Below are 25833 nucleotides of genomic sequence, written 5' to 3' on the forward strand. Positions count from 1 at the left end.
TGTGGTGGGGGCCCTGTCCTGCCGACGCCCATCCTCGCACTTGTCGGAGGCCAACGAGACACGGGGCACCTATGTGAGACGCCCCACTGTGCCGACCCCAGGGCCGCGGGGCCGTGTCGATCCGCGGCTCCGCCGCGCGGGCGCGACCGGCTGGGCTCCCTGGTGACGGGCGTCAGTGGTCCCACCAGGGCCGCGGGGCCGTGTCGATCCGCGGCTGCGCCGCGCGGGCGCGACCGGCTGGGTTCCCTGGCAGGCGGGCGTGACTCGTCCCACTCAGGGGCGCGGGGAACTGCGCGACAGGCCACATCCGGCCCGCACTCGCCACACGGACGGTCGGACCCGAGTGACCAGGCGCACAGTCCCCCCAGCCCAGGCGGCTAGCCCAGTTCACCCGCCGCGGTCAGTTCGGCGAGGCGCACCAGCGTGCGCACAGCCGTCCCGGTGCCGCCCTTCGGCGTGTACCCGAAGGGCCCGCCCTCGTTGAACGCGGGCCCGGCGATGTCCAGATGCGCCCAGGTGATCCCCTCACCCACGAACTCCCGCAGGAACAGCCCGGCCACCAGCCCGCCGCCCATCCGCTCACCCATGTTCGCGATGTCGGCGGTGGCCGAGTCCATGCCCTTGCGCAGGTGCTCCGGCAGCGGCATCGGCCAGGCCGGCTCGCCGACCTCCTCGGCGGCCTCGTGCACCGCGGTGCGGAACGCGTCGTCGTTGGCCATGATCCCGAACGTCCGGCTGCCCAGCGCCAGCATCATCGCCCCGGTCAGCGTCGCCACGTCGACGATCGCGTCCGGCTTCTCCTGGGACGCCGCCCACAGCGCGTCGGCCAGCACGAGCCGGCCCTCCGCGTCGGTGTTCAGCACCTCCACGGTCTTGCCGCTGTACATCCGCAGCACGTCACCCGGGCGGGTGGCGGTGCCCGACGGCATGTTCTCGGCCAGGGCGAGCCAGCCGGTGACGTTGACCTCGAGCCCGAGGCGCGCGGCGGCGACCACGGCGGCGAAGACCGCCGCCGCCCCGCTCATGTCGCACTTCATCGTCTCGTTGTGACCGGCCGGCTTCAGCGAGATGCCGCCCGAGTCGTAGGTGATGCCCTTGCCGACGAAGGCGAGGTGCTTGTCCGCCTTGGAGGAGGTGTACGACAGCTTGACCAGGCGCGGGGCCGCGGCGGAGCCGCCGCCGACGCCCAGGATGCCGCCGTAGCCGCCCTTGGCGAGGGCCTTCTCGTCGAGCACCTGCACCTTGATGCCGTGCTCCTTGGCCGCGGTCTGCGCCAGGGCGGCGAACGCCTCGGGGTCGAGGTCGTTCGGCGGCATGTTGATCAGGTCGCGGGCCCGGTTGAGCTCCTCGCCGACGGCGGTGGCACGGGCGAGCGCGGCCTTGTGGGCGGCGTCGCGCGGCTTCCCGCCGAGCAGGGCGGCCTCGGCGAGCGGTGCCTTGGCGTTCTTCGCCTTGGCGTCGGCGCCGTTCTGCTTGTACGTGTCGAAGGAGTAGGCGCCCAGCACCACGCCCTCGGCGACCGCGCCGACGTCGCCGGCGTCCGTGAGGGGGAGGGCGAAGGCGGCCTTCTTGGAGCCGGTGAGGGCGCGGGCGGCCACGCCGGCCGCCCTGCGGAGCGCCTCGGCGTCGAAGGAGGCGTCCTTCTCGGGCTCCGCGCCCAGCCCCACCGCGAGCACGAGCGGTGCCTTGAAGCCGGCCGGGGCGGGCAGCTTCGTCAGCTCGCCCTCGGCGCCGGTGGCACCGAGGGTTTCCAGCACGCCGGCGAGGCGGCCGTCGTAGGCCTGGTCGACGGGCTCGGAGCCCGGGGCAACGATCGGGCCCTTTGCGCCCTTGGCGACACCGATCACGATCGCGTCGGCCCGGAGGCCGGGCGCCGCGGCGGTGCTGAGAGTGAGAGCAGTCACGGTGGTGAAATCTCGCTTCCGATGTGGAGTTGCTGTGGCCGGAATGTGTGGGTCGACCGGGCCCGGCAGCAGACCCTAGGTCCTGGCCGCGGGCGCGGTCGCGTCCGGGGTCGGTCGCACCGGCGCGGCGAACCGGCGTGACGAACCCCGCAACGAGCCTACGCGTGCCTGCGCATTCGCTCATGCACGCGAGCGTTCACCTGTCGGTGGCGTCGTAGCCACTTCTGGATCCTCGCACTCCATGAGGTGGGTCACACTCGTCGGGTTCCGGCGAAGAGATCGCTTCGCTGTTTCGCACGAATTCCACGGATTCTTCGCCGTATCGGCACAGCCATGTCTGCTGCCCGCGCGGAGATCCATCTCTGGGGGAGGACACACCATGGCGCAGCGTGCGCACATGTGGAGAAACGCCAAGAACGCCGCCGCCTTCATGGCGGCCGCGGGGCTGACGGCGCTGAGTCTGGGGGCGGCACCCGGCGCCGCCGCGGCGGGGGAGCCGCGGATCGACCTGAAGGTCCTGGTCGTGGACAACGGGGACACCCCCGTGCAGGCCATCACCGCCGAGCTGAAGAGCACCGGCATCCCGTACACCGTCGTCGACCTCAACTCCGCGAGCCGGCCGACGATCACCGCGGCCTTCCTGGCCGACACCGTGAACGGGACCGCACGGGCGAAGTTCCAGGGCGTCGTACTGCCCAACGAGGCACCGTTCGGGGCCGGTTCGGCCGAGCAGGCCGCGCTGGAGGCCTACGAGAAGACGTACGGCATCCCGCAGGTCGACGCCTACACCTGGGCGCACCCGGAGGTGGGCCTGGGGTACGCGAGCTACTCCGGCTCCCTCGACGGACAGCAGGCGTCCGTCACCGCGGCCGGCAGGTCCGGCTGGTTCGGATACCTCGACGGCGGCTTCAGCTTCGAGGACAACTCGCCGACCATCGGCGAGAGTTACGGCTACCTGGCGGCGCCCGGGGCCGGCTACACCAGCTATGTCGACGCACCGCTGCCGGGGGGCGGCGGCACCGGCAGCCTGGTCGGCGAGTACGCCCACGACGGACGCCGCGAGCTGGTCGTGACGTTCGCCTACAACCAGTACCAGCAGCAGTTCCGGCTGCTGGCCCGCGGCATCGTCGAGTGGCTCACCCAGGGCGTCCACCTGGGCCGGGCCCGCAACTACTTCGCCGTCCACGTCGACGACGTGTTCGCGCCCGACGCCCGCTGGGACGCCGCGCGCAACTGCACACCCGGCGACATCGACTGCGTCGGCGGCGGGGACGACGAGGGCACCCCGATCCGGATGACGGCCGCCGACGCGGCCTACGCCGCCCAGTGGCAGCAGGACCACGGCTTCACCATGGACATGGTGTACAACGCCGGCGCCGGGGAGGAGTGGAAGACCGAGAACGGCGGCACCGACGCCATGGCCGACCGGCTGCTCGCCGACAAGGCCAAGTACCGCTGGATCAACCACACCTACACCCACCCGTTCCTCGGCTGTGTGCAGGACACCTCCACCGTGCCGTGGAGCTGCGCCAAGAACGCCGACGGCTCGACGCAGTACATGAGCCGCGCCGACATCTCCGCGCAGATCCGCGACAACAACGACTGGGCCGCCGCCAAGGGCCTGCCGATCGACCGCACCGAGCTGGTCACGGGCGAGCACTCGGGCCTCAGGACGCTGCCGCAGCAGCCGAACGACAACCCGAACCTGGCCCGCGCCCTCTCCGACAACGGCGTCAAGTGGATCGCCTCGGACAACTCGCGCGAGCCCGAGCAGCGCGCCGTGGGCAACGCGCTGACCGTCCCGCGCTACCCGATGAACGTGTACTACAACACGGGCACCAAGGCCGAGATGGCCGACGAGTACAACTGGATCTACACCTCGAAGGCGGACGGCGGCAGCGGCATCTGCGAGGGCAACGCGTCCTCCACCTGCCTCTCCCAGCCGCTGGACACGGCCACCGGCTACGACGACGTCATCGTCCCCCAGGAGGCCCGCACCGACCTCGGCCACGCCATCAGCAACGACCCGCGGCCGCACTACGCCCACCAGTCCAACCTCGCCGAGGACCGCCTGCTCTACCCGGTCATGGAGAAGGTCCTCGCCGACTACACGGCGCTCTTCGCCGACAACACCCCCCTGGAGAACCTCCGCCAGAGCGCCATCGGCACCGAACTCCAGCGCCGCGCCGCCTGGCAGGCCGCCGTCGCCGCGAACAAGGTGACCGCGTACCGCGTCGGCAACACGGTCACGATCACCGCCCCGAACGGCACCCAGATCCCGGTCACCGCACCGGAGGGCACCAAGAAGCAACAGCTCCTCACCACCTCCGCCTTCGGCACCCCGTACGCAGGCCGCCGCTCCGACTGGACCACGCCCACCGGCCTCCAGTCAGCGGTCACCCTGAAGCTGCCGTAACACCAACGCCCCAAGGGGGCGCGGGGCTGTATCGATAGGCGGCTCCGCCGTGTGGGCGCGACCGGCCACGAGGTCCTGCTCCGGCGGGCCGACCGCGCTCACAAGACCTCACCGGGGGCCGAGAGCCCCAAAGGGGCGCGGGGAACTGCGCGACCGGCCACACCGAACCCGCACCCGGGCTCCGGTCCGCAGTTCCCCCACCGAATCCGCACCACAACAGGGGGAAGCGGCGCAGCCATGCGCACAGGCCGACACGTCACCATGCTCACCGAAGGCACCTACCCGCACGTCCACGGCGGCGTCAGCACCTGGTGCGACCAGCTCGTCAAGGGCATGCCCGAGGTGGACTTCCACCTCGTCTCGCTCTGCGGCAGCGGCCGCGAACCCGTGACCTGGGAGCTGCCGCCCAACGTCCGCCGCCACACCACCGTCCCGACCTGGGGCCCGCGCCCCGGCCGCGACCGGCCGCCGTACGGCAGGGACCTGCGCCGCTTCGGCGACGCCCACGAACGTCTCCTGCTGTCCGTCCTCGACCCGGAGGCACCCTGCGACTTCGGCGAGAGCCTCTACGCACTGGCCGCCCTCGCCCGCGAAGGACGGCTGTCGGCCGCCCTGCGCACCGAGACCGCGCTGCGCTCCCTGATGGCGATCTGGACCATGCCGCACCTTCCCACCGCCGCCGCCGTCCCCACCGTGCACGACGCGCTCACCGCCATCGACCTGCTGGAACACGCCCTGCGCCCGCTCGGCTTCCGGGTCCTGGAGGACTCCGTCGCCCACGCCGTCAGCAGCGGACTCGCCACCCTCCCCGCCCTCGCCGCCCGCCACTTCGACGGCGTGCCGTTCCTCCTCACCGAGCACGGCATCTATCTGCGCGAGCGCTACCTCGGCAGCCGCCGCGAGACCCGGCGCTGGCCGGTGAAGGCCTTCATGCTCGGCTTCCACCGCGCCCTCAACACCCTCGGCTACCGCACGGCCGACCTCATCACCCCCTGCAACCAGTACAACCGCCGCTGGGAGGAGCGCGGCGGCGCCGACCCGCGGAAGATCCGCACGGTCTACAACGGCGTCGACCCGCAGGCCTTCCCGCACGCCGGACCCGAGCCCGAGGTCCCCACGCTGACCTGGTGCGGCCGGATCGACCCCATCAAGGACCTGGAGACCCTGCTCCGCGCCTACGCCCTGGTCCGCGCCGAACTCCCCGACACCCGCCTGCGGTTGTTCGGCCCGGTGCCCCCCGGCTGCGAGGCGTACGCCACCCGGCTGGAGAAGCTCGCCGCCGACCTCGGCGTCACCGACGGCCTCACCTTCGAGGGCCGCGTCACCGACGTCTCGCGCGCCTACGCGGCCGGCCACGTCGTGGTGCTGTCCTCGATCTCCGAGGGCTTCCCGTTCTCCCTCATCGAGGCCATGTCCTGCGGCCGTACGACGGTGTCGACGGACGTCGGCGGAGTGCGCGAGGCCGTCGGCGACACCGGTCTGGTCGTCCCGCCGCGCGAGCCGGAGAAGCTGGCCGCGGCCGCCCTGACCCTCCTCAAGGACGACGAACAACGCCTGCGACTGGGCGAGTCGGCCCGGCAGCGGGTCATCGACCGGTTCACGCTGCGCCGCTCGGTCGACCACTTCCGCACGATCTACCAGGAACTCGCGGGCCTCGACGTCTACGAGCCCACCGTCGAGACGGTCACCGACTGGACCGAGGAACTCCGCGACCCGTGGTACCGGGCCGTGGCGACGGACGGGACGGACTGGTGAACCGGAAGACCACCGGCCGTCGGACGACCGCACGACCCTTCGTCCCCCGGCAGCGCACCGCGAGGACAACCCCCTCCTGGGCCGCCCCCGACCCCGTCGACCGGCTGGCCGCGGACCTCGGCGACTTCGCGGCAGCCGCCGTCCACCCGGACGAGATAGCCGCGGCCTTGGAGTCCGACGGCCTCTCCGACGACCAGATCCGCGAACGCTACGGCGTGCGCGACTCCTTCGCCCTCGCCGAGGAGCTCTACGCCCGCGTTCCGCGCCGTCACCCGGAACCCGACACCCCGCCGCACGACCCCTGGCGGGTGAGCCTGCGCGCCTGTCTGCTGCGCGGGCTGGTCTTCGCCCTGCCCGGCTTGGCGTACGTCCTCGGCGCCCCGCTGCTCACCGGCCCGCCCGGCGCCCTCGGCCTGCCGCCGGGCACGGTCCCGCTGCTGGCCGGCGCGCTGTTCGGCTGGACCTGGAACCAGGGCCTGTCCCACCGCGCGTACGCCTGGCTGGGCCTCGGCGACCGGCACGGCGCCCGCCGCTGCCTCCTCGTCGGGGCCCCCGTCGGCGCCCTGCTCGGCGCGCTGACCGCCCTCGCCGTCGCTGGGGCCGCCGACCGGGCGGCCGTGGCCTTCGCCACCGGCCAGTCCTGCTACCTCGGCGCCTCCACCACCCTGCTCGTCCTCGGCCGCGAACGGACCCTGCTGGCCGCCCTGGCCCCGCTGACGGCGGGCGCCCTGCTCGCCCTGGCCCACCCCCTCCCGGACCCCGTGGCCCTGACCCTGCTGCTGGGCTCCCTGGCCGCGGTGATGCTGCTCGGGCTGCTCTCGGTGGCCCCCTCCGTACGGAAGCCGTCCGGCGGCGCCGGCGCACCCGGACCGATGAGCTCGCTGCCGTACGCCCTCTTCGGCCTCGGCAGCGGCGCGCTCGTCCTGTACGCGGCCCTCGGGGACGTCCTGGCGGGGGAGGAGCACAGCGCCCTGGCCGCGCCCGCCGCCGTGGCACTCACCCTCAGCATGGGCCCGGCCGAATGGCTGCTGTACCGCTTCCGCAGCGGCAGCCTGGCCACCCTGCGCTCCACGGGCACCCCGCGCGCCTTCCGGCGGGCGACCCTGCGCACCGGCGCCGAATGCCTCGCCGCCTACCTCCTCATCCTGCTGGCGCTCGGACCGGCCGCCACGGCCCTGTGGCCGCACGCCCCCGGCCTCACCGCCGTACGCCTTGCCGATCTGCTCCTGCTGGGCGCGGTGCTGTGGACCGGGCTGCTGCTGCAGTCCTTCGGCGCGGCCCTCGGCACGGCCGCCGTCTGCTGCGCCGCCGCCCTCGCCCAGACCCTCGCCCTGCTCACCCACCTCACCGACCCGCACGGGGCGGCCCTTACGGTGTACGCAACGGCGGCCGCCGTCCAGGCGCTGCTGGTCCGCACACTCCTGGGAAGAGCGACGGCCCACCGATGACACCGCGATCCCTCCTCGCGACCGCGACCGCGACCGCGTCCGCGTCGCTGCTCCTGCTGCTGACGGGCTGCACCGCGGCCTCCGACGGCGACACCGACCGGGGCGGAGAACCCGCCGCCGGCGGTACGGCCGCGGGGAAGCGCTGGCAGCCCCGGCCGGGCACCGACTGGCAGTGGCAGCTCAGCGGCAGACTGGACACCTCCGTGGACGTCCCGGTGTACGACATCGACGGCTTCGACCACACGAGGAAGACCGTCGCGGCGCTGCACGCCGACGGCCGCAAGGTCATCTGCTACCTGTCCACCGGCGCCTGGGAGGACTGGCGTCCCGACGCCGACGACTTCCCTAAGGCGGTGATCGGCGAGGGCAACGGCTGGAAGGGCGAGCGCTGGCTCGACATCCGCGCGGTGGACGTCCTCGAACCCCTGATGGCGGCCCGGCTCGACATGTGCCGGGACAAGGGCTTCGACGCCGTCGAGCCGGACAACATGGACGGCTACAAGAACACCACCGGCTTCCCGCTGAAGGCGGCCGACCAGCTCCGCTACAACCGGCTGATCGCCCGCCTCGCGCACGATCGGGGCATGTCCGTCGGCCTGAAGAACGACCTCGACCAGATTCCGGCGCTGGTCGACGACTTCGACTTCGCGGTCAACGAGCAGTGCGCCCAGTACGACGAGTGCGCGGACATGACGCCGTTCATCGACGCGGACAAGGCGGTCTTCCATGTCGAGTACGAGCTGCCGACGAGTGAGTTCTGCGGCGACTCCAAGCGGCTGAAGCTCAGTTCACTGCTGAAGAAGTACGAACTGGGGGTGTGGCGGGAGGCCTGCTGAGCGCCGTGGTCGCGTGCGGCGTCGTGGCGGACGGTCGCGCAGTGCCCCGCGCCCCTTCGGGGCGCTGGTCAGCCGCCCACGGTCAGGGCCACCAGCGCTGCCGTCGCCGCCGTCTCCGCCACGCCGCCGAAGACGTCCCCCGTCACTCCGCCGAAGCGGCGCGTGCAGTGGCGCAGCAGGAGCTCGGCGGCGACCAGGGCGGCGAGCAGGGCCAGGGGGGTGCGGACGGTGTCGTAGGTGCCGGACAGCGCGCCGCAGGCCGCCGCGGCGGCCGTGAACGCGGCGGTCACCGTCAGCGCGGCAGGTGCCGGGACGGTGCCCGCGACCGCCGCGCCCAGGCCCTCCGGGCGGGCCGGGGGGACACCCGCGCGGGCCGCCAGGGTGAGCGCCAGACGGGCCGCCACCGCCGAGACGACGGCGGCGAGGGCACCCCGCGCCCATGAGTCGTCGTACAGCCGCGCCAGCGCCGCGACCTGGGCGAGCAGCACGAACACGAGCGTGAGCACCCCGAACGGTCCGATGTCCGACTGCTTCATGATCCGCAGGGCGTCCTCGGCGGGCTTGCCGCTGCCCAGACCGTCCGCCGTGTCGGCGAGCCCGTCGAGGTGCAGCCCACGGGTGAGGACGGCCGGTACGGCGGCGGAGGCGACGGCGGCGAGCAACGGGCCCGTGCCGAGGAAGAGCAGCAGCCCACCGAGGGTCGCCGCGCAGCCCCCGACGACCAGCCCCACCACGGGCGCGCACAGCATGCCGCCGCGTGCGGCCTCCCGGTCCCAGCGGTTCACCCTTACGGGGAGCACGGTGAGGGTGCCGAAGGCGAAGCGGAGGCCGTGGAGCGGGGGCGCGGTCATGGACACGGCGGCAGACTAGCCCGGACGCCCCTCCCACGAGGCAGCGCACCCCACCGCCCGTGACACTGGGGACATGGGCGAATGGCTGCAGCGCAACATCGTCGAGCCGGGGAAACTGCCCCTGCTCCTCGCGTTGACCGCGTTCGTCCTCACCTTCCTGATCACCCGGGTGATCACCCGCATGATCCGGGCGGGAAAGGGGCCCTTCGGCAACATCAGCTCCGGAGGCGTGCACATCCACCATGTCGTGCCCGGGGTCGTGCTGATCGTCGCGGGCGGCTTCGGCGCGGTGGCGAGCGGGGCGCGCGGGTTCGGCTCCGGGGTCTTCGCGGTGGTCTTCGGCATCGGGGCGGGGCTCGTCCTCGACGAGTTCGCGCTGATCCTGCATCTCGACGACGTGTACTGGACGGAGGCCGGGCGCAAGAGCGTGGAGGCGGTCGTGCTGACGGCCGCGCTCGGGGGACTGCTGCTGGTGGGGTCGGCGCCGTTCGGGGTCAACGACATGAGCGACGCGGAGCTTCAGGACCGGGGGACCGTGCTGGCGACCGTCGCCGTGAACTTCCTGCTGTCGATGGCCGTGCTGTTCAAGGGCAAGATCAAGATGGCGGTGTTCAGCGTGTTCATCCCGTTCATCGGGTTGGTCGGGCTGGTGCGGCTGGCCCGGCCGGGGTCTCCCTGGGCGCGGCGGTTCTACCGGCGGCGGCCGCGGGCTCGCGCCCGGGCGATCCTGCGGGCGTATCGGCACGACCGGCGGTGGGTGGGGCCGGGGCGGGTGCTGGGGGACTGGCTCGGGGGCAAGACGGACGCGGAGCTTTCCCGCAAGGGCGCCTAGTGGGGGTGGGTGCGGGTGGTGTTCGGCGGGTGCGGGTGCGGGTGCGGGTGCGTCGTGGCTGGTCGCGCAGTTCCCCGCGCCCCCAGGGTTGGCTGCCCTGAGCGCCTGTGGAAAGCGCACAGCAGAGCTACCGCCGCCATCGCCGCCAAGTGCTCCTTGCCCGCGAGGTTGTTCTTCAGGGCGACCTCCAGGACCATCGTCGCGACCACCGCCGCCGTCGTCGCGTACGCGCGGTAGCGCCGGCCCAGGTACACCGCCAGGCCCACCACCGCCGCCGACGGGCCCGTGTCGACCACCTGGGCGTCGGTGAGGGGGAGGGCGTTCAGGGCGATGGCGGCGCGGGCGTACAGGGTGCCGGCGAGGGTCGCGGCGTAGGCCACGGTCAGGGTGCGCCGCCGGCCCAGGCAGATCTCCGCGATGCCGAACACCAGCAGGATCTGGGCGAGGGCGCCCCAGACCGGCAGATCCAGGGCCGGGACGAACAGGGAGAGCGGGGTGCGCAGGAGGGCGAGCCACAGGGGGTCCTCGGCCCGGACCGCGCCCAGGTTCTGCACCGGGCGGTAGCCCCAGGACTGGTTCTGCACGAGCTGCAGGGCCGACGTCAGGCCCACCGCCGCCAGGGTCATCGGCACCGCGCGCCACCGCCGCCGCACCAGGGGCCCGCGCACGGCCGTGTACAGCGGTCCCCACTCGGCGCGGGCCCGGCGCGTGACGCGAGGACTCACCACTTCGGCAGCCCCGGTGTCTCCAGGAAGCCCTCCGCCCGTGCCGAGGCGAGGGCGATGCGGGGAAGGTCCGCGCTCTTCTCGAAGAGGAGGAACCTGGGCTCCCAGATGGGCCGGTACTTGGCGTTGGCGCGGTACAGGGACTCGATCTGCCACCAGCGCGAGAAGAAGCTCAGCAGGGAGCGCCACAGCCTGAGCACCGGGCCGGCGCCCAGCCGCGCGCCCCGTTCGAAGACCGAGCGGAACATGGCGAAGTTCAGGGAGACCTGCGTGATCCGGATCTCCGACGCGCGCCGGAGGAGTTCGATCACCATGAACTCCATCAGGCCGTTGTCGGAGTCCCGGTCGCGTCGCATCAGGTCGAGGGAGAGCCCCCGCGGGCCCCAGGGCACGAAGGACAGCAGCGCGCGCAGGTCACCCTGGGCGTCCGTGCACTCCAGCATCACACAGCGGCCGTCCTGCGGGTCCCCCAGCCGGCCCAGCGCCATGCTGAACCCGCGCTCGGTGGCCCCGTCCCGCCAGTCGTCGGCGCGGCGCACGAGATGCGCCAGCTCCTCGGGCGGGATGTCCTCGTGCCGCCGTACCCGCACGGTGTACCCGGCCCGGCGGACCCGGTTGTACGCCTGGCGGACCGTCCGCATGGCCCGGCCCTCCAGGGTGAACTCGGCGACCTCGACGATCGCCTCGTCCCCGAGTTCGAGGGCGTCCAGGCCGTGCCGGGCGTACACGGTCCCGGCCTCCTCGCTCGCGCCCATCACGGCCGGGATCCACCCGTGCGCCCGCGCCTCGGCGAGCCACGGCTCGATCGCCCCCGGCCACGCCTCCGGGTCCCCGAGCGGATCCCCGGACGCCAGCGACACCCCGCCGACCACCCGGTAGGCGACGGCCGCCTTCCCGGTCGGCGACCAGCGCACGCTCTTCTCCCGGCGCAGCGCGAAGTACCCGAGGGAGTCCCGCTCGCCGTGCCGGTCGAGCAGTTCCCGCAGCCGCTTCTCGTCGTCCGCGGTGAGCGGGTCCACCGCCCGCCGGGAGCGGAAGGCCGCGTACAGGACACCGAGGACGAGAGCCGTGCTCAGCACGTTCACGGTGACGTCGACCCAGTTCGGCGGGGCGATGCCGGGGGAGCGGAAGTCGGAGATGGAGACCAGGCGGAGGGTTCCGTAGCGCCAGCACTCGGCGAACGTGGAGCGGCCGGGGGCCTGGTCGGTCGCCGTCACCAGCAGGGCGGCGAGCAGCGACGAGACGAGCAGCCCCGCGGCGGCGACGGTCGCGGCGAGCCGGGGGTTGGCCCGGTCGCCCTTGGCGTAGAACTCCCGCCGCCCGAGCAGCAGCGCGCCCACGAAGGCGGCGGTCAGGGCCAGCGACACCCAGTTCTGCGGATGCCGGCGGATCTCCGGGAACACCATGGCGAAGGCCAGCAGTGCGAGGAACGCCCCGCCGAGCCCGAGGTTGAGGATCCACGCGGCGCGCTTGCGGCGCCGCATGGTGATCGCCAGGAACGCCGTGAACACCCCGGAGGCGAAGCCCGCGGTCAGCAGATACGGCGTGAACAGGTCCTCCTGGTTGTGCCGTCGCACGTCCTGCCCCAGGGAAACCCACACCGCGCTGAGGAAGTTGACGAAGGCGACGGCACGCAGATACCAGACGGCGAAGCCGGCGGCGAAACGGGCGTTTCCCATGGGAGGGGATGATATGTCCCATTTTCCGCCGTGACGGTGCTAAGCCACGACGGCGCAGCCCGGCAGGTGCCGGACCGGCCGCCGCCGGCTCACTCCTTCTCGGTCTCCTTCTCGGGCTCCCCCTCGGAGACCTCGGCCTTCTCCGGCCGCTCCGGCAGTTCGGCGGCCAGTGCCGCCGCGGCCAGCACCAGCGGCAGCGCCAGCAGCGCCCCCGCGCCCTCCCCGACCTTCACGCCCTGGTCGAGCAGCGGCTCCAGCGCCATCCGGTCCAGCGCCTTCGCCTGCCCCGGCTCACCGCTCTTGCTCGCCGCCAGCCACCAGTCCGGCGCCCGGAACGCGATCCGCTGCCCCACGAGCGCGCACGCGGCCGACACGACCCCGTCCAGCACGACCGGCAGCTTCCGTACCGCGCACTGGAGCAGAAAGCCCGTCATCGCGGCGAGGTCCGCCCCGCCCACGGTCGCCAGCAGCTGGAGCTGCTCCCCGAGCACCGGCCGCGCCCGCCGCAGCGCGTCCCGGATGGCCGCGCACTTGCGCATCCACGCCAGGTCGTCGATGCCCTCGCCGCCCCGCCCGGTCACCACGGAGGCGTCGGTCCCGCACAGTGCGGCGACCAGCACCCCGGCCGCCGTGGTCCCGCCCACGCTCACATCGCCGAGGACCACCAGATCCGTACCGGAGTCGGCCTCCTCGTCCGCGACCGCCACGCCCGCCCGGAAGGCCGCCTCGGCCTCCTCCACCGTCAGCGCGTCCTCGATGTCGATCCGGCCGCTGCCGCGCCGCACCCGGTGCCGTACGACGTCCTCCGGGAACGCGTCCGGCTCGCAGTCCAGCGCCATGTCCACGATCCGCACGGGCACGTCGAGACGCCGGGCGAGCACCGAGACCGGCCGGCCGCCCTCCAGGATCTCCCGCACCAGCTCCGCGGCGGTGCCCGCCGGCCGGGCCGAGACGCCGAGCTCGGCGACACCGTGGTCGCCGGCGAACAGCACCACCCGCGGCCGTACGACCGGACGCACGGGCACCGAACCCTGCGCCGCCGCCAGCCACTCACCCAGGTCGTCCAGGCGCCCCAGCGATCCGGGCGGCACGATCTGACGTTCCCGGCGGGCCTCCGCGTCGCGGCGGACTCCGCCGTCGGGGCGCTCGATCAGATCGGTGAAGTCGTCGAGATTAAGCGAGCTCATTCGCCGAACAGTACCGGCACCGGGCGACCGGTCCGGCGGCACATGGGCACCCCACAGGCGCGACGTCTTTGCACCCAAGATCGGTATCCCATACGTTCCGTTTTGCTGCGGAATGTCGTAGCGCTCGTGTTCTGCCCTCCCCCCGGAGCCGCTCATGCCCTCCCGGCCCAGGCCCATCCACGACCCGCGCCGCGACGACTGCCCCTGGTGCGGTTCCAAACGCCTGCGCACCCGACTGCGCTCACCGGACCTGCGCCACCGCAGACCCGGCACCTTCGCGGTCGACGAGTGCCGGGACTGCGCGCACGCCTTCCAGAACCCGCGCCTGACCCCCGAGGGACTGACGCTCTACGACGGCCCGCGCGACCGGCGGTCCAGCCGCAGGCGCCTGCGCGCCACGGCCCGGGTGATGCTGCCCTTCCCCGAGCCGGAGAGCTGGCTGGACGTGGGCACGGGGGACGGACACTTCCCCCTGGCCGCGAAGGAACTGTTCGCCTACACGGCGTTCGACGGGGTGGACCCGACGCCGAGAGTGCGGCGGGCGCGGGCGGCGGGCCGCCTGGACGAGGCCCACCTCGGCCCGCTCACCGACCCCGGGGTCCTCTCCCGCCTGCGCGGCCGCTACGACGTCGTCAGCATGCTCCACCACCTGGAACACACCGGAGAACCCCGCGAGGAACTCGCCGCGGCGCTGGTGGCGTTGCGCCCCGGCGGCCATCTCCTCCTCGAACTCCCCGACCCCACGAGCGCGTCCGCGACCGTCCTCGGGAAGTGGTGGCACCCCTACGACCAGCCCCGCCACCTCCATCTGATCCCCCCGGCCAACCTCCGTCTGGAACTCGAGTCCCGGGGCTGCGAGATCGTCCTGACGGACCGCCGGACCCCGCACACCCCGTACGACCTCTCCACGGCCGTCTCCCTGTACCTGAACCGCAGCCGACTGCACCGGGCGGCCCCGTTCGCGACCGCCCTCGCCTCCGTCCTCGACCACGCCCTGGCCCCGGCCGTCCGCCGCACCCGCTTCTCGAACGCGTACCGGGTGATCGCCCGAAAGCCCGTGTGACCACGGCCGTCGCGGGGGTGCGGGCGCGCGGTGGCCGATCGCGCAGTTCCCCGCGCCCCTGGTGGGTTGCGGTCACCCCCCCCACGCAACCCCGGCCGCTCACCCCCGTAGCACCACCGCCTGCCCCGCCACCACCAGTACGACCTCCTCGCACTCACCCGCCACCGCCGTGTTCAACCGCCCCAGCTCATCCCGGTACCGCCGCCCGGAAGCGGTCGCCGGTACGATCCCCGACCCCACCTCGTTGGACACCAGCACCACGGTCCGCCGAGCCCCCCGCACCGCCCCCGCGAGTTCCGCGACCCGCGACCGCAACGCCCGCTCACCCCCGTCCGCCCACACCGCGTCGTCCCACGCCCCCACGGCGTCCATGACGTCCGTCAGCCACAACGACAGACAGTCGATCAGCAGCGGCGGCGCCCCCTCCTCCGCCAGCAACGGCACCAGATCGCACGTCTCCGCCGTCCGCCACGACCCCGGCCGCCGCTCCCGGTGCGCCGCCACCCGCGCCGCCCACTCGGTGTCCCCGCCCCGCGTCCCCCCGGTCGCCACGTACAGCACGTCGGGGAACGACTCCAGCCGCCGCTCCGCCTCCACCGACTTCCCCGACCGCGCCCCGCCCAGCACCAGCGTCCGCCGCGGCACGTCCGGCACGTCCTCGTACACCCCCGCCACCAGCGTCGTCCCGTCCGGCACCGCCCGCGCGCCCCCCGCCGCCAGCCGCCGCGTCAACTCCGCGCCCGGCGGCACATCATGGTCCAGATGTACGGCGACGACGTCCGTCGTCGGCCCGACCGCGCCCACCGCCCGCAGTTTCGCCAGCGCGTCCGGCCGCCCCACGACGTCCACGAAGACCAGGTCGTACCGCTCGGCGTGCTCCGCGCCCTCCTCCAGACCGGCCGGCGCACCCCCCGGCGGCAGATACAGCAGCCGCTGCCCGGCGGGACCGGTCACCGCGTAGCCGGTCCCCGGCGCGTCCATCGCCACCGCCCGCACCCGATGCCCCGTCAGCAGCGCCAGCTCCCGCCCGTCCGGCATCCGGCCAGGCTGCGGCAGTCCGGCCGGCACCTCCACCGGCGGCCCGTCGTGCGGATGCGACAGCAGCACCTGCCGTACCCCGGCCAGCGAACGCCCCACCCGGGCCGCCGCGAAGGCCGCGCCCGGCGTCAGATCGAGCAGCAGCGCGCCGTCCACGAGCAACGCGGTCGCCGCCCGCGCGTGCGGGCCCAGCGAGGTCGCGCACACAGCGCAGGGGCAGTCGGGGCGGGGCAGGCCCGCGGGGGCACCGGTACCGAGCAGAGTCACATCCACACAGCTGATTTTCGCGTCTCTGACCTGGTCTTGCGCATCCGACTAGGCTGCACGGCAGGAGCCGGACCAAGATCCGGCTTCTGCTCTGCACGTGTTCATATCTGGGAGGCGTACATGGCGGCATGGACGTGGCGGTTCGAGAAGGCCGACGGGACGGAGGTCCAGCCCGCGGTGGAACCCGAGGAGTTCACCACGCAGGGGGACGCCGAGTCCTGGATCGGGGAGCAGTGGAAGGCCCTCCTCGAAGGCGGCGCGGACCAGGTGCGGCTCTTCGAGGACTCCGCCGAGATCTACGGCCCCATGAGCCTGCACGCGAACGAGGCCTAGGGGGTCTTTCGAAAGTCCTGTGCGGTGCCCGCGGTGTCCGGTGCGTGCTCTCGGCGCGCCGGACGAAAGCCCTCGTACTGGACGTACTTGGGGTTTCGGCCGGTGCGGCGCGAGTACGTGCCGGGCGCCGCGGGTGCTGTGCGGGACTTTCGAAACACCCCTAGGGCCCTCGGGGCGGCCCCACGTCCGGGACGGCCGCCCCTCCTCACTGCTCGCCCAACGTCACCTCGGCCGTCTTCTCGCCGCCGTTGTGGGTGAACGTCACCGTGGTCCGCTCGCCCGGCTTCAGCTCGGCCAGTGCCTCCGTCAGCGAGGTGATGGTGGTGATGTCCGTGTCGCCGAGCCGGACGATGACGTCCCCCGGCCCGATGCCCGCCTTGTCGGCCGCGCCCCCGTCCTTCACCTCCACCACGACCACCCCGGCGGGCTGGAAGTCCGCGTCCACGAAGGTGCGTCCGGTGATGCCGAGGGCCGCCCGGCCCGAATCGGTGACCCGGCCGCTGCGCACGATCTGGTCGGCGATCGTGCGCACGGTCGACGCGGGGATCGCGAACCCGATACCGGGCGCCGTGCCCCCGCCGAGCTCGGGATCGGTCGCGGCCAGCGTCGGGATGCCGATGATCCGCCCGTCCAGACCGACCAGCGCGCCCCCGCTGTTGCCGGGGTTGATCGCCGCCGAGGTCTGCACCATGTTGGCGAGCGTCGCTCCCGTACCGCCGTCGTCGCCGCCCTCGCTGACGGTCCGTCCGGTCGCCGAGACGATCCCCTCGGTCACGCTCGACGACAGCCCCAGCGGCGAGCCCATCGCCAGCACGACCTGTCCGACCTGCACCTTCGAGGTGTCCCCGAACGAGGCCGCCCGCAGCCCGGACGGCACCGCGTCCAGCTTGACCACGGCGAGGTCCTGCTGCGGGTACGAGAAGACCAGGGACGCCGTCAGCGGCTTCTTGCTGTTGGCAGTGGTCACCCGGAACGACCGCCCGCCGCCCACGACGTGCGCGTTGGTGACGATGTGCCCCTTGCCGTCGTAGACGACGCCCGACCCCAGCCCGCTCTCCGTCTCGATCTGCACGACCGACGGCAGCACGTCCTTGATCACCCGCTGGAAGTCGCTCTGCAGGTCGTCCGCGGCCTTTCCCGGCGGCTGCACGGCCCGCGCGACCTGCCCGGCCTGCGCGGTCGTGGCCTGCGGAACCCCGAGGCCGGAACACCCGGCGCAGCACAGGAGCAGGGCGGGTCCCAGAGCACGGAAGCGGGCGGAGTCCATGCCCCGAGTCTCACGGCGTCGGCCGCGAGGGGCCCGGTGGACTCACCCGAACGAGCGAACCCAGGCCCCACGCACCCGCAGCTCTCAGGACGACCTCAGGCCCCCCGAACCCCACACAGATGCAGCAACGCCGCCACCCCCCGGTAGGGATCCGTCCTCCCCGCCCGCTCCTCCGCCGCCAGCAGCGCCGACGCCACGTCGTGATCGTCCGGGACGGTGGTCCCGTCGGCCGCGGTGTCGGTGAACACCCGCACCCCGTACCAGGCCTGCAGCGGCGCCCCGATCCCCGCCAGCGCGTCGGTCAGCGTGGTCAGCCGGTCCGCCCGTACGTCCAGGCCCAGCCGGTTGGTGTACGACACGGTGTCGAAGGCGGCCAGCGCGCCCGCCCAGTCGCCGCTCAGCCCCGGCCGCATGGCCAGCGCGTCGGCGTTGCGCACCAGCAGCGACAGCAGCCCGCCCGGGGCCAGCATCCGCCCCAGGCCCGCCAGCAGGGCGTCCGGCTCCTCGACGTACATCAGCACCCCGTGGCACAGCACCACGTCGAAGCTGCCCGGCAGGAAGTGCACACCGGTGTCCCGGCCGTCGCCCTCGATGATCCGCATCCGTTCCCGGATGCCCTCCGGCTCCCCGGACAGCGCCTCACGGGCCGCCGCGGCCATCGTGGCGTCCTGCTCCAGACCGGTCACCTGGTGGCCGAGGCGGGCCAGCCGCAGCGCCTGCGTGCCCTGGCCCATCCCGACGTCGAGGACCCGCAGCCGCTGCCCGACCGGATAACGCCCGACGATCTGCTCGTCGAGCTGCCGGGCCACCAGCTCCTGCCGTACGACATCACGCAGCCCGCCCAGCCTGCTCAGCCAGGCCTCGGCCGCTCCCCCGGAGAAAGCCGTCGTGCTCAGGGCCGCTCTCCGCGCTTGACCTGCGGCTTGGGCAGCCGGAGCCGGCGCATCTGCAGGGAGCGCATCAGGGCGTAGGCGATCGCGCCCCGCCTGTTCTGGTCGGGGAAGCGCGTCGACAGCGCCTTGCGCAGCCGGAAGCCTGTGACGATCGAGTCGAGCACGATCAGCACGATCACGACCAGCCACAGCAGCAGCGCGATGCTCTGCAGCGAGGCCACCCGCACCAGGCTCAGCACCAGGATCACCACGGCCATGGGCAGGAAGAACTCCGCCACGTTGAACCGCGAGTCGATGAAGTCGCGCGCGAACTTGCGGACCGGGCCCTTGTCACGGGCCGGCAGGTACCGCTCGTCGCCGCCCGCCAGTGCCTGGCGCTGACGCTCGAGCTGGGTGCGGCGCTCGTCGCGCTGACGCTTCGCTGCCTCCTTGCGCGTCGTCGGCGTGTTGGCGACGCTGCGGCGCTGCGACTGGGCCTCGCTGCGCTTGGGCGTCGGCCGGCCCTTGGGGGCCTGCGGGTCACGGGTTTGCTTGGAGTCGGTCACCAGCGCCTTGTCGGCGGGGGCCTTCTCTTCCTTGGCACGGCTACGGAACACAAAACCCAAGGGTAAGCGCTCGCGGGCATGGACCCCAGCCCGGCGGGGAACGATCCGGCAACACCAGACGTCTGTAGGGGAGACGGACCGGGATGGACGGGGGAAAACAGAGGAAAAGGGGATGTAAGGGAGGGGCGGCGCCCACCCTGAGGGTCACCTACTCCTCACGCCGGAGCAAAGGTCTCGGTCAGTCGTTCTCGGGGAGGAGCGCATCCGCCCCCGAACAGTGCGTCAATGGATGCAGGGCCCGTACTGTGGGTTCTGTCGCAGAGCTGGAGCTGGACGTCAGAAGGGGGCGCGCGAAGCCCATGAGCGGTGTCATGAAGCGTATGGGGATGATCTTCCGCGCGAAGGCGAACAAGGCCCTTGACCGGGCCGAGGACCCGCGCGAGACCCTCGATTACTCGTACCAGAAGCAGTTGGAGCTCCTGCAGAAGGTGCGCCGCGGTGTCGCCGACGTGGCGACCTCGCGCAAGCGCCTGGAGCTGCAGCTCAACCAGTTGCAGTCGCAGTCCTCGAAGCTGGAGGACCAGGGCCGCAAGGCGCTGGCGCTCGGCCGCGAGGACCTCGCCCGTGAGGCACTCTCCCGCCGGGCCGCCCTCCAGCAGCAGGTCACCGACCTGGAGACGCAGCACGCCACGCTCCAGGGCGAGGAGGAGAAGCTCACGCTCGCGGCGCAGCGTCTGCAGGCCAAGGTCGACGCCTTCCGTACGAAGAAGGAGACCATCAAGGCCACCTACACCGCCGCGCAGGCCCAGACCCGCATCGGCGAGGCCTTCTCGGGCATCTCCGAGGAGATGGGCGACGTCGGCCTCGCGATCCAGCGCGCCGAGGACAAGACCGCCCAGCTCCAGGCCCGGGCCGGCGCCCTCGACGAGCTCCTCGCCTCCGGCGCCCTCGACGACCCCACCGGCCTCGCGAAGGACGACATCCAGAGCGAGCTCGACCGGCTCTCCGGTGGTACGGATGTAGAGCTGGAGCTGCAGCGCATGAAGGCCGAGCTCGCCGGTGGTCCGTCCGCCGGACAGCAGGCCATCGAGGGTGGCACGGGCCAGCCGCAGTCCCAGCAGCAGCCGCAGGACACCCCGCGCTTCGACAAGCAGTAGCAGCCCGGCGCCGGGGACCGGAGCCGAGGAGGGCCGACATGATCGTTCGGATCATGGGGGAGGGCCAGTGGACGCTGGCCGACTCCCACTTCGCCGAGCTGAACACGCTGGACGACGAGCTGCTCGCGGAGATGGAGGGGGGCGACGAGACGGGCTTCCACCGCACCCTCGACGCCCTGCTGAACGCCGTCCGCCGCCTCGGCGAGCCCCTCCCCGACGACGCCCTCGAACCCTCGGAACTGATCCTCCCGGCCCCGGAGGCGAGCCTGGAGGAGGTCCGGGAGATGCTGAGCGACGACGGACTGATCCCCGGGGCGGGAAAGCCGGCCCCCGGCGTTTGAGGACGAGGCCCCTCCAGGGCCGAAGCGGGGGCCTGGGGGCGGCGAGCCCCCAGCCACGGCCAGGAGAGCGACGGTAAGCAGAACGTGACCCCCCTCGCGCGGGCCCGGCACCAGCTGACGGCCCACCCCCTCGCCCTCGACTCGGCCCTCGCCGCAGGCGTCCTGCTGTGCATGCTCGCCGGCTCCTTCGTCGACCCGCACAGCGGCCACACCGTCAGCTGGAGCGTCCGCACCCCCGACCCCCTCAGCCTCCTGCTGATGGCCCTCGGCGCCATCGCCCTGGTCTTCCGCCGCCGCGCGCCCATGACGGTCCTCGCCGTCACCGGCACCCTCTCCGTCGTCGAGTGCGTCACCGGCGACCCCCGCGCCCCCGTCGCGATGTCCGCCGTCGTCGCCCTCTTCACCGTCGCCGCCACCACCGACCGCCCCACCACGCTGCGCGCCGGTCTGTTCACCATGACCGCCCTCACCAGCGCCGCGATGCTCGCCGGACCCCTGCCCTGGTACGCGCAGGAGAACCTCGGCATCCTCGCCTGGACCGGCATCGGCGCCACCGCGGGCGACGCCGTCCGCAGCCGCCGCGCCGTCGTCCAGGCGATCCGCGACCGCGCCGAGCGGGCCGAGCGCACCCGCGAGGAGGAGGCCCGCCGCCGGGTCGCCGAGGAGCGGCTGCGCATCGCCCGCGATCTGCACGACGTGGTCGCCCACCACATCGCCCTGGTCAACGTCCAGGCCGGGGTCGCCGCCCATGTCATGGACAAGCGGCCCGACCAGGCCAAGGAGGCCCTCGCCCATGTCCGCGAGGCCAGCCGCTCCGCGCTGAACGAACTGCGCGCCACCGTCGGACTGCTGCGCCAGTCCGGCGATCCGGAGGCCCCCACCGAACCGGCCCCCGGCCTGGACCGCCTCGACGAGCTGGCCGGCACCTTCCGCAACGCCGGACTGCTGGTCGAGGTGGCCCGCGCCGACCACGACACACGACTTCCCGCCGCCGTCGACCTGGCCGCCTACCGGGTCATCCAGGAGGCCCTCACCAACGTCCGGAAACACGCCGGACCGGACGCCAAGGCCGAGGTCAGCGTCGTCCGGGTGGGACCGCACATCGAGATCACGGTCCTCGACGACGGACGCCCCGAGCCCGAGGAGACCCCCGTGACCGGCGGCGGCCACGGTCTGCTCGGCATGCGGGAACGCGTCACCGCCCTGCGCGGCACCCTCACCACCGGTCCCCGCTACGGAGGCGGCTTCCGGGTGCATGCGATCCTGCCGGTCAAGACCCGTACCCGGACAGCCGAGGACCCCGTATGACGATTCGTGTCCTGCTCGCCGACGACCAGGCGCTGCTGCGCAGCGCGTTCCGGGTGCTCGTCGACTCCGAGTCCGACATGGAGGTGGTGGGGGAGGCCTCCGACGGGGCACAGGCGGTCCGGCTGGCCCGGGAGGAACGCCCCGACGTCGTCCTGATGGACATCCGCATGCCCGGCACCGACGGTCTCGCCGCCACCCGTGAGATCGGCGCCGACCCCGACCTCGCCCAGGTGAGGGTGGTCATCCTGACGACGTTCGAGGTCGACGACTACGTGGTGCAGTCGCTGCGCGCGGGCGCCTCCGGCTTCCTCGGCAAGGGCAGCGAGCCGGAGGAACTGCTGAACGCGATCCGGATAGCCGCCGGCGGCGAGGCCCTGCTCTCCCCGGCCGCCACCAAGGGCCTGATCGCCCGCTTCCTCGCGCAGGGCGACGGCCCCGACGAGCACGACCCCGCACGGGCGGAACGGCTCGGCGCCCTCACCGTGCGCGAGCGCGAGGTCCTCGTCCAGGTGGCCGGAGGGCACTCCAACGACGAGATAGCCGAGCGGCTGGAGGTCAGCCCGCTGACCGTGAAGACGCACGTCAACCGGGCCATGGGCAAGCTGGGCGCCCGCGACCGGGCCCAGCTCGTGGTGATCGCCTACGAGTCCGGGCTGGTACGCCCGAGGGTGGAGTGATCCCTGCCGCCGCGTACTGCGGCGGGAGTAGGACAGGCATAAGGAAATGGACCTGGGGTTTACGGATCGTGGTGCTCCGGGGGCACAGGGTTGAGGGGCCGTGCCGCCGTACCGGCACGACTTCTGCCGCTCACAGAAGAGAGACCCGTCACCCATGTCCTGGCTGTCCCGCTTCAGCCTCGCGCAACGGGCCCTGACAGGCCTGATGTCCCTCATCGCGCTCGCCTTCGGCGCGATCGCGATCCCTCAGCTCAAACAGCAGCTCCTGCCGACCATCGAACTGCCGATGGTGTCCGTGCTCGCCCCCTACCAGGGCGCCTCCCCGGACGTCGTCGAGAAGCAGGTGATCGAGCCGATCGAGGCCGGCCTCGAAGGTGTCGACGGCATCACCGGCGTCACCTCCACCGCGAGCGAGGGCAACGCCCTCGTCGTGGCGTCCTTCGACTACGGCAACGACACCAAGCAGCTCGTCGCCGACGTCCAGCTCGCCGTCAACCGGGCCCGCGCCCAGCTCCCGGACTCGGTGGACCCGCAGGTCGTCGCCGGCTCCACCGACGACATGCCGACCGTGGTCCTCGCGGTCACCTCCGGCAAGGACCAGCAGGCCCTCGCCGACCAGCTCGACACGACCGTGGTGCCCGCCCTCAAGGACATCGACGGCGTCGGCCAGGTCGCCGTCACCGGCGTCCGCGACCTCCAGGTCACCGTCACCCCGGCGGACGCCAAGCTCGCCCGGGCGGGCCTGACCACGCAGTCCCTCACCCTGGCCCTGCAGGCGGGCGGCGCGACCGTCGCGGCCGGTTCCTTCGACGAGGCGGGCAGCAACCGCACCGTCCGGGTCGGCGGCGGCTACACCTCCGTCCGGCAGATCGAGGACCTGCGGATCCCCGGCCCGGCCGGGAAGAAGCCGGTGCGGCTCGGTGACGTGGCCACGGTGAAGCAGGAGGAGGCGCCCGCCGACTCCCTCACCCGCACCGACGGAAAGCCCAGCCTCGCCGTGATGGTCACCATGGACCACGACGGCAGCGCGGTCGCCATCTCCCACGCCGTCGAGGACAAGCTGCCCGGCCTGCGCCAGGACCTCGGCTCCGGCGCGAGGATCACCGTCGTCAGCGACCAGGGCCCGGCCGTGTCCAAGGCCATCGAGGGCCTGACCACCGAGGGCGCGCTCGGTCTGCTCTTCGCGGTCCTCGTCATCCTGGTGTTCCTGGCGTCGGTCCGCTCCACGCTGGTCACGGCGGTCTCCATCCCGCTGTCCGTGGTCCTCGCCCTGATCGTGCTGTGGACCCGCGACCTGTCGCTCAACATGCTGACCCTGGGCGCGCTGACCATCGCCGTCGGCCGGGTCGTCGACGACTCGATCGTCGTCCTGGAGAACATCAAGCGCCATCTCGGCTACGGCGAGGAGCGGCGGACCGCGATCCTCACCGCGGTCCGCGAGGTGGCCGGCGCGGTCACCTCCTCCACCCTCACCACGGTCGCCGTGTTCCTGCCGGTCGGTCTGGTCGGCGGCATGGTGGGCGCCCTGTTCGGCGCGTTCAGCCTCACCGTCACGGCGGCCCTGCTGGCCTCCCTGCTGGTCTCGCTGACGGTCGTTCCGGTCCTGTCGTACTGGTTCCTGCGTGCCCCCAAGGGCACCCCCGAGGACGCCGAGGAAGCCCGCCGCGCGGCGGAGGAGAAGGAGGCGAGGAGCCGGCTCCAGCGCTTCTACGTCCCCGTCCTCAGGTTCGCGACCCGGCGCCGGCTCACCAGTGTGGCCATCGCCGTCGTCGTCCTGCTCGGCACCTTCGGCATGGCACCCCTGCTGAAGACCAACTTCTTCGACCAGGGCGAGCAGCAGGTCCTGACGGTCAAGCAGAAGCTGAAGCCCGGCACGGCTCTCGCCGCGACCGACGCCCAGGCCAAGAAGGTCGAGAAGCTGCTCGCCGGCGTCAAGGGCGTGAAGGACTACCAGGTCACCGTCGGCTCCTCCGGTTTCCTGGCGGCCTTCGGTGGCGGCACCGACACCAACCAGGCCTCGTACCAGGTGATGCTGGAGGACTCGGCGTCGTACGACGACGTCCAGAGCCGTATCGAGGACGGGCTGAAGAAGCTCGACGGCATCGGCACGACCACCGTCGCCGCCGGTGACGGCTTCGGCAGCCAGGACCTGAGCGTCGTGGTGAAGGCGGCCGACGCGGACGTGCTGCGCACCGCGTCCGAGCAGGTCCGCAAGGCGGTTGCCGGGCTCGACGACGTCACCGACGTCACCAGCGACCTCTCGCAGAGCGTGCCGCGCATCTCCGTCCAGGCCAACTCCAGGGCGGCCGCGGCCGGTTTCGACGACCAGACGCTCGGCGCGGCGGTCACCCAGGCCGTGCGCGGGACGACGGCGGCGAAGGCGGTCCTCGACGACACCGAACGCGATGTCGTCATCCGCTCGGCGAACCCCGCGCAGACCCTCGCCCAGCTGAAGAGCCTGAAGCTGGGCGCGGTGAAGCTCGGTGACATCGCCACCGTGCGACTGGTCGACGGCCCGGTGTCGATGACCCGGATCGACGGCCGGCGCGCCGCCACCGTCAGTGCCCGGCCGACCGGCGACAACACCGGCGCGGTGAGCACCCAGCTCCAGTCGAAAATCAACGCTCTGAAGCTCCCGGCGGGCGCCACCGCCGAGATCGGCGGCGTCTCCTCGGACCAGGACAGCGCGTTCAAGAACCTGGGCCTGGCGATGCTCGCGGCGATCGCGATCGTCTTCATGCTGCTGGTGGCGACCTTCCGCTCGCTCGTCCAGCCGCTGATCCTGCTGGTCTCCATCCCGTTCGCGGCGACCGGCGCGATCGGTCTGCTCGTCGCCACCGGCACCCCGATGGGCGTTCCGGCGATGATCGGCATGCTGATGCTCATCGGCATCGTGGTGACCAACGCGATCGTCCTGATCGACCTCATCAACCAGTACCGCACCCAGGGGTACGGCGTCGTCGAGGCCGTGGTGGAAGGCGGCCGGCACCGGCTGCGCCCCATCCTCATGACCGCGCTCGCCACCATCTTCGCCCTGCTGCCGATGGCCCTCGGCGTCACCGGTCAGGGCGGCTTCATCGCCCAGCCGCTGGCGGTGGTCGTGATCGGTGGTCTGATCACCTCGACGCTGCTCACCCTGCTCCTCGTCCCGACGCTCTACGCGATGCTCGAACTGCGCAAGGAACGCCGGGCCAGGAAGCGGGCCCTGAAGCGGGAGGCCGCACAGCCCGAGAAGGCGCCCGAACCGGCGGGCGTCTGACGGCAGGTCGGCGCGGCGGACACCTCGTCCGTCGCGCCGACGGTTTTTCCGG

21 protein-coding genes are annotated in these 25833 nt (G+C 72.8%); 12 read left to right on the plus strand and 9 right to left on the minus strand.

The genetic code is table 11. From position 1 onward, the window contains the following. Positions 1-377: 377 nt before the first annotated feature. Positions 378-1904, minus strand: coding sequence for a leucyl aminopeptidase (locus tag OG852_RS35025; RefSeq protein ID WP_133909994.1), 1527 nt, complete (start codon positions 1902-1904; stop codon positions 378-380). 379 nt (positions 1905-2283) lie between these two features. Between OG852_RS35025 and OG852_RS35030 the strand changes: the two genes are divergently transcribed. From OG852_RS35030 to OG852_RS35045, 4 genes are all read left to right on the plus strand, one after another. Further along, a complete protein-coding gene (locus tag OG852_RS35030) occupies positions 2284-4320 on the plus strand; it encodes a hypothetical protein (protein ID WP_330350032.1) in 2037 nt (678 codons plus the stop codon). 237 nt (positions 4321-4557) lie between these two features. Beyond that, positions 4558-6075, plus strand: coding sequence for a GT4 family glycosyltransferase PelF (pelF, locus tag OG852_RS35035; RefSeq protein ID WP_330350033.1), 1518 nt, complete (start codon positions 4558-4560; stop codon positions 6073-6075). Continuing rightward, positions 6072-7523 carry a hypothetical protein gene (locus OG852_RS35040; RefSeq protein WP_330350034.1) on the plus strand — a complete coding sequence of 484 codons (1452 nt, stop codon included), beginning with the start codon at positions 6072-6074 and terminating at the stop codon, positions 7521-7523. Before pelF ends, OG852_RS35040 begins: the two co-directional genes overlap by 4 nt. Further along, positions 7520-8359, plus strand: coding sequence for an endo alpha-1,4 polygalactosaminidase (locus tag OG852_RS35045; RefSeq protein ID WP_133909996.1), 840 nt, complete (start codon positions 7520-7522; stop codon positions 8357-8359). Before OG852_RS35040 ends, OG852_RS35045 begins: the two co-directional genes overlap by 4 nt. 68 nt (positions 8360-8427) lie before the next feature. Here OG852_RS35045 and OG852_RS35050 read toward each other — a convergent pair whose 3' ends face one another. Further along, the gene (locus OG852_RS35050; protein ID WP_133910450.1) at positions 8428-9210 is read right to left on the minus strand and encodes an adenosylcobinamide-GDP ribazoletransferase; all 783 of its coding nucleotides are present in this window, start codon (positions 9208-9210) and stop codon (positions 8428-8430) included. A gap of 73 nt (positions 9211-9283) precedes the next feature. On the opposite strand from OG852_RS35050, the gene OG852_RS35055 reads away from it, so the two are divergent. Next, positions 9284-10042: a hypothetical protein gene (locus OG852_RS35055; protein ID WP_133909997.1), complete on the plus strand. Its 759-nt coding sequence runs from the start codon at positions 9284-9286 to the stop codon at positions 10040-10042. Here the strand turns inward: OG852_RS35055 and OG852_RS35060 are convergent. The 3 genes from OG852_RS35060 to cobT all read right to left on the minus strand — a co-directional run bounded on the left by OG852_RS35060 (position 10039) and on the right by cobT (position 13633). Beyond that, a complete protein-coding gene (locus OG852_RS35060) occupies positions 10039-10767 on the minus strand; it encodes a hypothetical protein (RefSeq protein WP_330350035.1) in 729 nt (242 codons plus the stop codon). The two genes, OG852_RS35055 and OG852_RS35060, sit on opposite strands and share 4 nt — an antisense overlap. Then, positions 10764-12446 (minus strand): phosphatidylglycerol lysyltransferase domain-containing protein, encoded by a 1683-nt coding sequence (locus tag OG852_RS35065; protein WP_330350036.1) that lies wholly within the window; start codon positions 12444-12446, stop codon positions 10764-10766. The genes OG852_RS35060 and OG852_RS35065 overlap by 4 nt, the downstream gene beginning before the upstream one ends. 89 nt (positions 12447-12535) lie before the next feature. Beyond that, positions 12536-13633 (minus strand): nicotinate-nucleotide--dimethylbenzimidazole phosphoribosyltransferase, encoded by a 1098-nt coding sequence (gene cobT, locus OG852_RS35070; protein ID WP_330350037.1) that lies wholly within the window; start codon positions 13631-13633, stop codon positions 12536-12538. A gap of 154 nt (positions 13634-13787) precedes the next feature. Between cobT and OG852_RS35075 the strand changes: the two genes are divergently transcribed. Further along, on the plus strand, positions 13788-14696 hold the full coding sequence (locus OG852_RS35075) for a class I SAM-dependent methyltransferase (RefSeq protein ID WP_330350038.1): 909 nt from the start codon (positions 13788-13790) through the stop codon (positions 14694-14696). Positions 14697-14795: 99 nt separating this feature from the next. Here the strand turns inward: OG852_RS35075 and OG852_RS35080 are convergent, their stop codons facing one another. Continuing rightward, positions 14796-16007 carry a bifunctional adenosylcobinamide kinase/adenosylcobinamide-phosphate guanylyltransferase gene (locus OG852_RS35080; protein WP_330350039.1) on the minus strand — a complete coding sequence of 404 codons (1212 nt, stop codon included), beginning with the start codon at positions 16005-16007 and terminating at the stop codon, positions 14796-14798. Between the two features lie 114 nt (positions 16008-16121). On the opposite strand from OG852_RS35080, the gene OG852_RS35085 reads away from it, so the two are divergent. Further along, positions 16122-16334: a hypothetical protein gene (locus tag OG852_RS35085; RefSeq protein WP_133910001.1), complete on the plus strand. Its 213-nt coding sequence runs from the start codon at positions 16122-16124 to the stop codon at positions 16332-16334. A gap of 205 nt (positions 16335-16539) precedes the next feature. On the opposite strand, the gene OG852_RS35090 is transcribed toward OG852_RS35085, so the two are convergent. The 3 genes from OG852_RS35090 to OG852_RS35100 all read right to left on the minus strand — a co-directional run bounded on the left by OG852_RS35090 (position 16540) and on the right by OG852_RS35100 (position 19090). Beyond that, complete coding sequence (locus tag OG852_RS35090) at positions 16540-17601, minus strand: S1C family serine protease (RefSeq protein WP_330350040.1); 1062 nt, start codon at positions 17599-17601, stop codon at positions 16540-16542. Between the two features lie 95 nt (positions 17602-17696). Then, positions 17697-18410: a methyltransferase domain-containing protein gene (locus OG852_RS35095; protein ID WP_133910003.1), complete on the minus strand. Its 714-nt coding sequence runs from the start codon at positions 18408-18410 to the stop codon at positions 17697-17699. Between the two features lie 83 nt (positions 18411-18493). Beyond that, positions 18494-19090, minus strand: a complete 597-nt coding sequence (locus OG852_RS35100) for a DUF3043 domain-containing protein (RefSeq protein WP_330350041.1) — start codon at positions 19088-19090, stop codon at positions 18494-18496. A 335-nt stretch (positions 19091-19425) separates the two neighbouring features. On the opposite strand from OG852_RS35100, the gene OG852_RS35105 reads away from it, so the two are divergent. The 5 genes from OG852_RS35105 (at position 19426) to OG852_RS35125 (ending at position 25781) form a co-directional block, all read left to right on the plus strand. Continuing rightward, positions 19426-20196: a PspA/IM30 family protein gene (locus OG852_RS35105; RefSeq protein ID WP_330351551.1), complete on the plus strand. Its 771-nt coding sequence runs from the start codon at positions 19426-19428 to the stop codon at positions 20194-20196. 38 nt (positions 20197-20234) lie between these two features. Further along, complete coding sequence (gene pspAA, locus OG852_RS35110; protein ID WP_133910006.1) at positions 20235-20537, plus strand: PspA-associated protein PspAA; 303 nt, start codon at positions 20235-20237, stop codon at positions 20535-20537. Positions 20538-20621: 84 nt separating this feature from the next. Then, positions 20622-21845: a sensor histidine kinase gene (locus OG852_RS35115; protein ID WP_133910007.1), complete on the plus strand. Its 1224-nt coding sequence runs from the start codon at positions 20622-20624 to the stop codon at positions 21843-21845. Beyond that, positions 21842-22522, plus strand: a complete 681-nt coding sequence (locus OG852_RS35120; protein ID WP_133910008.1) for a response regulator — start codon at positions 21842-21844, stop codon at positions 22520-22522. The genes OG852_RS35115 and OG852_RS35120 overlap by 4 nt, the downstream gene beginning before the upstream one ends. A 154-nt stretch (positions 22523-22676) precedes the next feature. Next, positions 22677-25781: an efflux RND transporter permease subunit gene (locus OG852_RS35125; RefSeq protein WP_330350042.1), complete on the plus strand. Its 3105-nt coding sequence runs from the start codon at positions 22677-22679 to the stop codon at positions 25779-25781. The last annotated feature ends 52 nt before the right edge of the window (positions 25782-25833 follow it).

The organism is Streptomyces sp. NBC_00582 (assembly GCF_036345155.1).
Classification (GTDB): Bacteria; Actinomycetota; Actinomycetes; order Streptomycetales; family Streptomycetaceae; genus Streptomyces.

What these genes read in the sequence shown, in the direction of transcription:
- pelF (WP_330350033.1), top strand. Translation starts at nt 4,558, where the DNA reads ATGCGCACAGGCCGACACGTCACCATGCTCACCGAAGGCACCTACCCG.
- OG852_RS35030 (WP_330350032.1), top strand. Translation starts at nt 2,284, where the DNA reads ATGGCGCAGCGTGCGCACATGTGGAGAAACGCCAAGAACGCCGCCGCC.
- pspAA (WP_133910006.1), top strand. Translation starts at nt 20,235, where the DNA reads ATGATCGTTCGGATCATGGGGGAGGGCCAGTGGACGCTGGCCGACTCC.
- cobT (WP_330350037.1), bottom strand. Translation starts at nt 13,633, where the DNA reads ATGAGCTCGCTTAATCTCGACGACTTCACCGATCTGATCGAGCGCCCC.
- OG852_RS35090 (WP_330350040.1), bottom strand. Translation starts at nt 17,601, where the DNA reads ATGGACTCCGCCCGCTTCCGTGCTCTGGGACCCGCCCTGCTCCTGTGC.
- OG852_RS35055 (WP_133909997.1), top strand. Translation starts at nt 9,284, where the DNA reads ATGGGCGAATGGCTGCAGCGCAACATCGTCGAGCCGGGGAAACTGCCC.
- OG852_RS35105 (WP_330351551.1), top strand. Translation starts at nt 19,426, where the DNA reads ATGATCTTCCGCGCGAAGGCGAACAAGGCCCTTGACCGGGCCGAGGAC.
- OG852_RS35050 (WP_133910450.1), bottom strand. Translation starts at nt 9,210, where the DNA reads ATGACCGCGCCCCCGCTCCACGGCCTCCGCTTCGCCTTCGGCACCCTC.
- OG852_RS35085 (WP_133910001.1), top strand. Translation starts at nt 16,122, where the DNA reads ATGGCGGCATGGACGTGGCGGTTCGAGAAGGCCGACGGGACGGAGGTC.
- OG852_RS35120 (WP_133910008.1), top strand. Translation starts at nt 21,842, where the DNA reads ATGACGATTCGTGTCCTGCTCGCCGACGACCAGGCGCTGCTGCGCAGC.
- OG852_RS35125 (WP_330350042.1), top strand. Translation starts at nt 22,677, where the DNA reads ATGTCCTGGCTGTCCCGCTTCAGCCTCGCGCAACGGGCCCTGACAGGC.
- OG852_RS35065 (WP_330350036.1), bottom strand. Translation starts at nt 12,446, where the DNA reads ATGGGAAACGCCCGTTTCGCCGCCGGCTTCGCCGTCTGGTATCTGCGT.
- OG852_RS35075 (WP_330350038.1), top strand. Translation starts at nt 13,788, where the DNA reads ATGCCCTCCCGGCCCAGGCCCATCCACGACCCGCGCCGCGACGACTGC.
- OG852_RS35045 (WP_133909996.1), top strand. Translation starts at nt 7,520, where the DNA reads ATGACACCGCGATCCCTCCTCGCGACCGCGACCGCGACCGCGTCCGCG.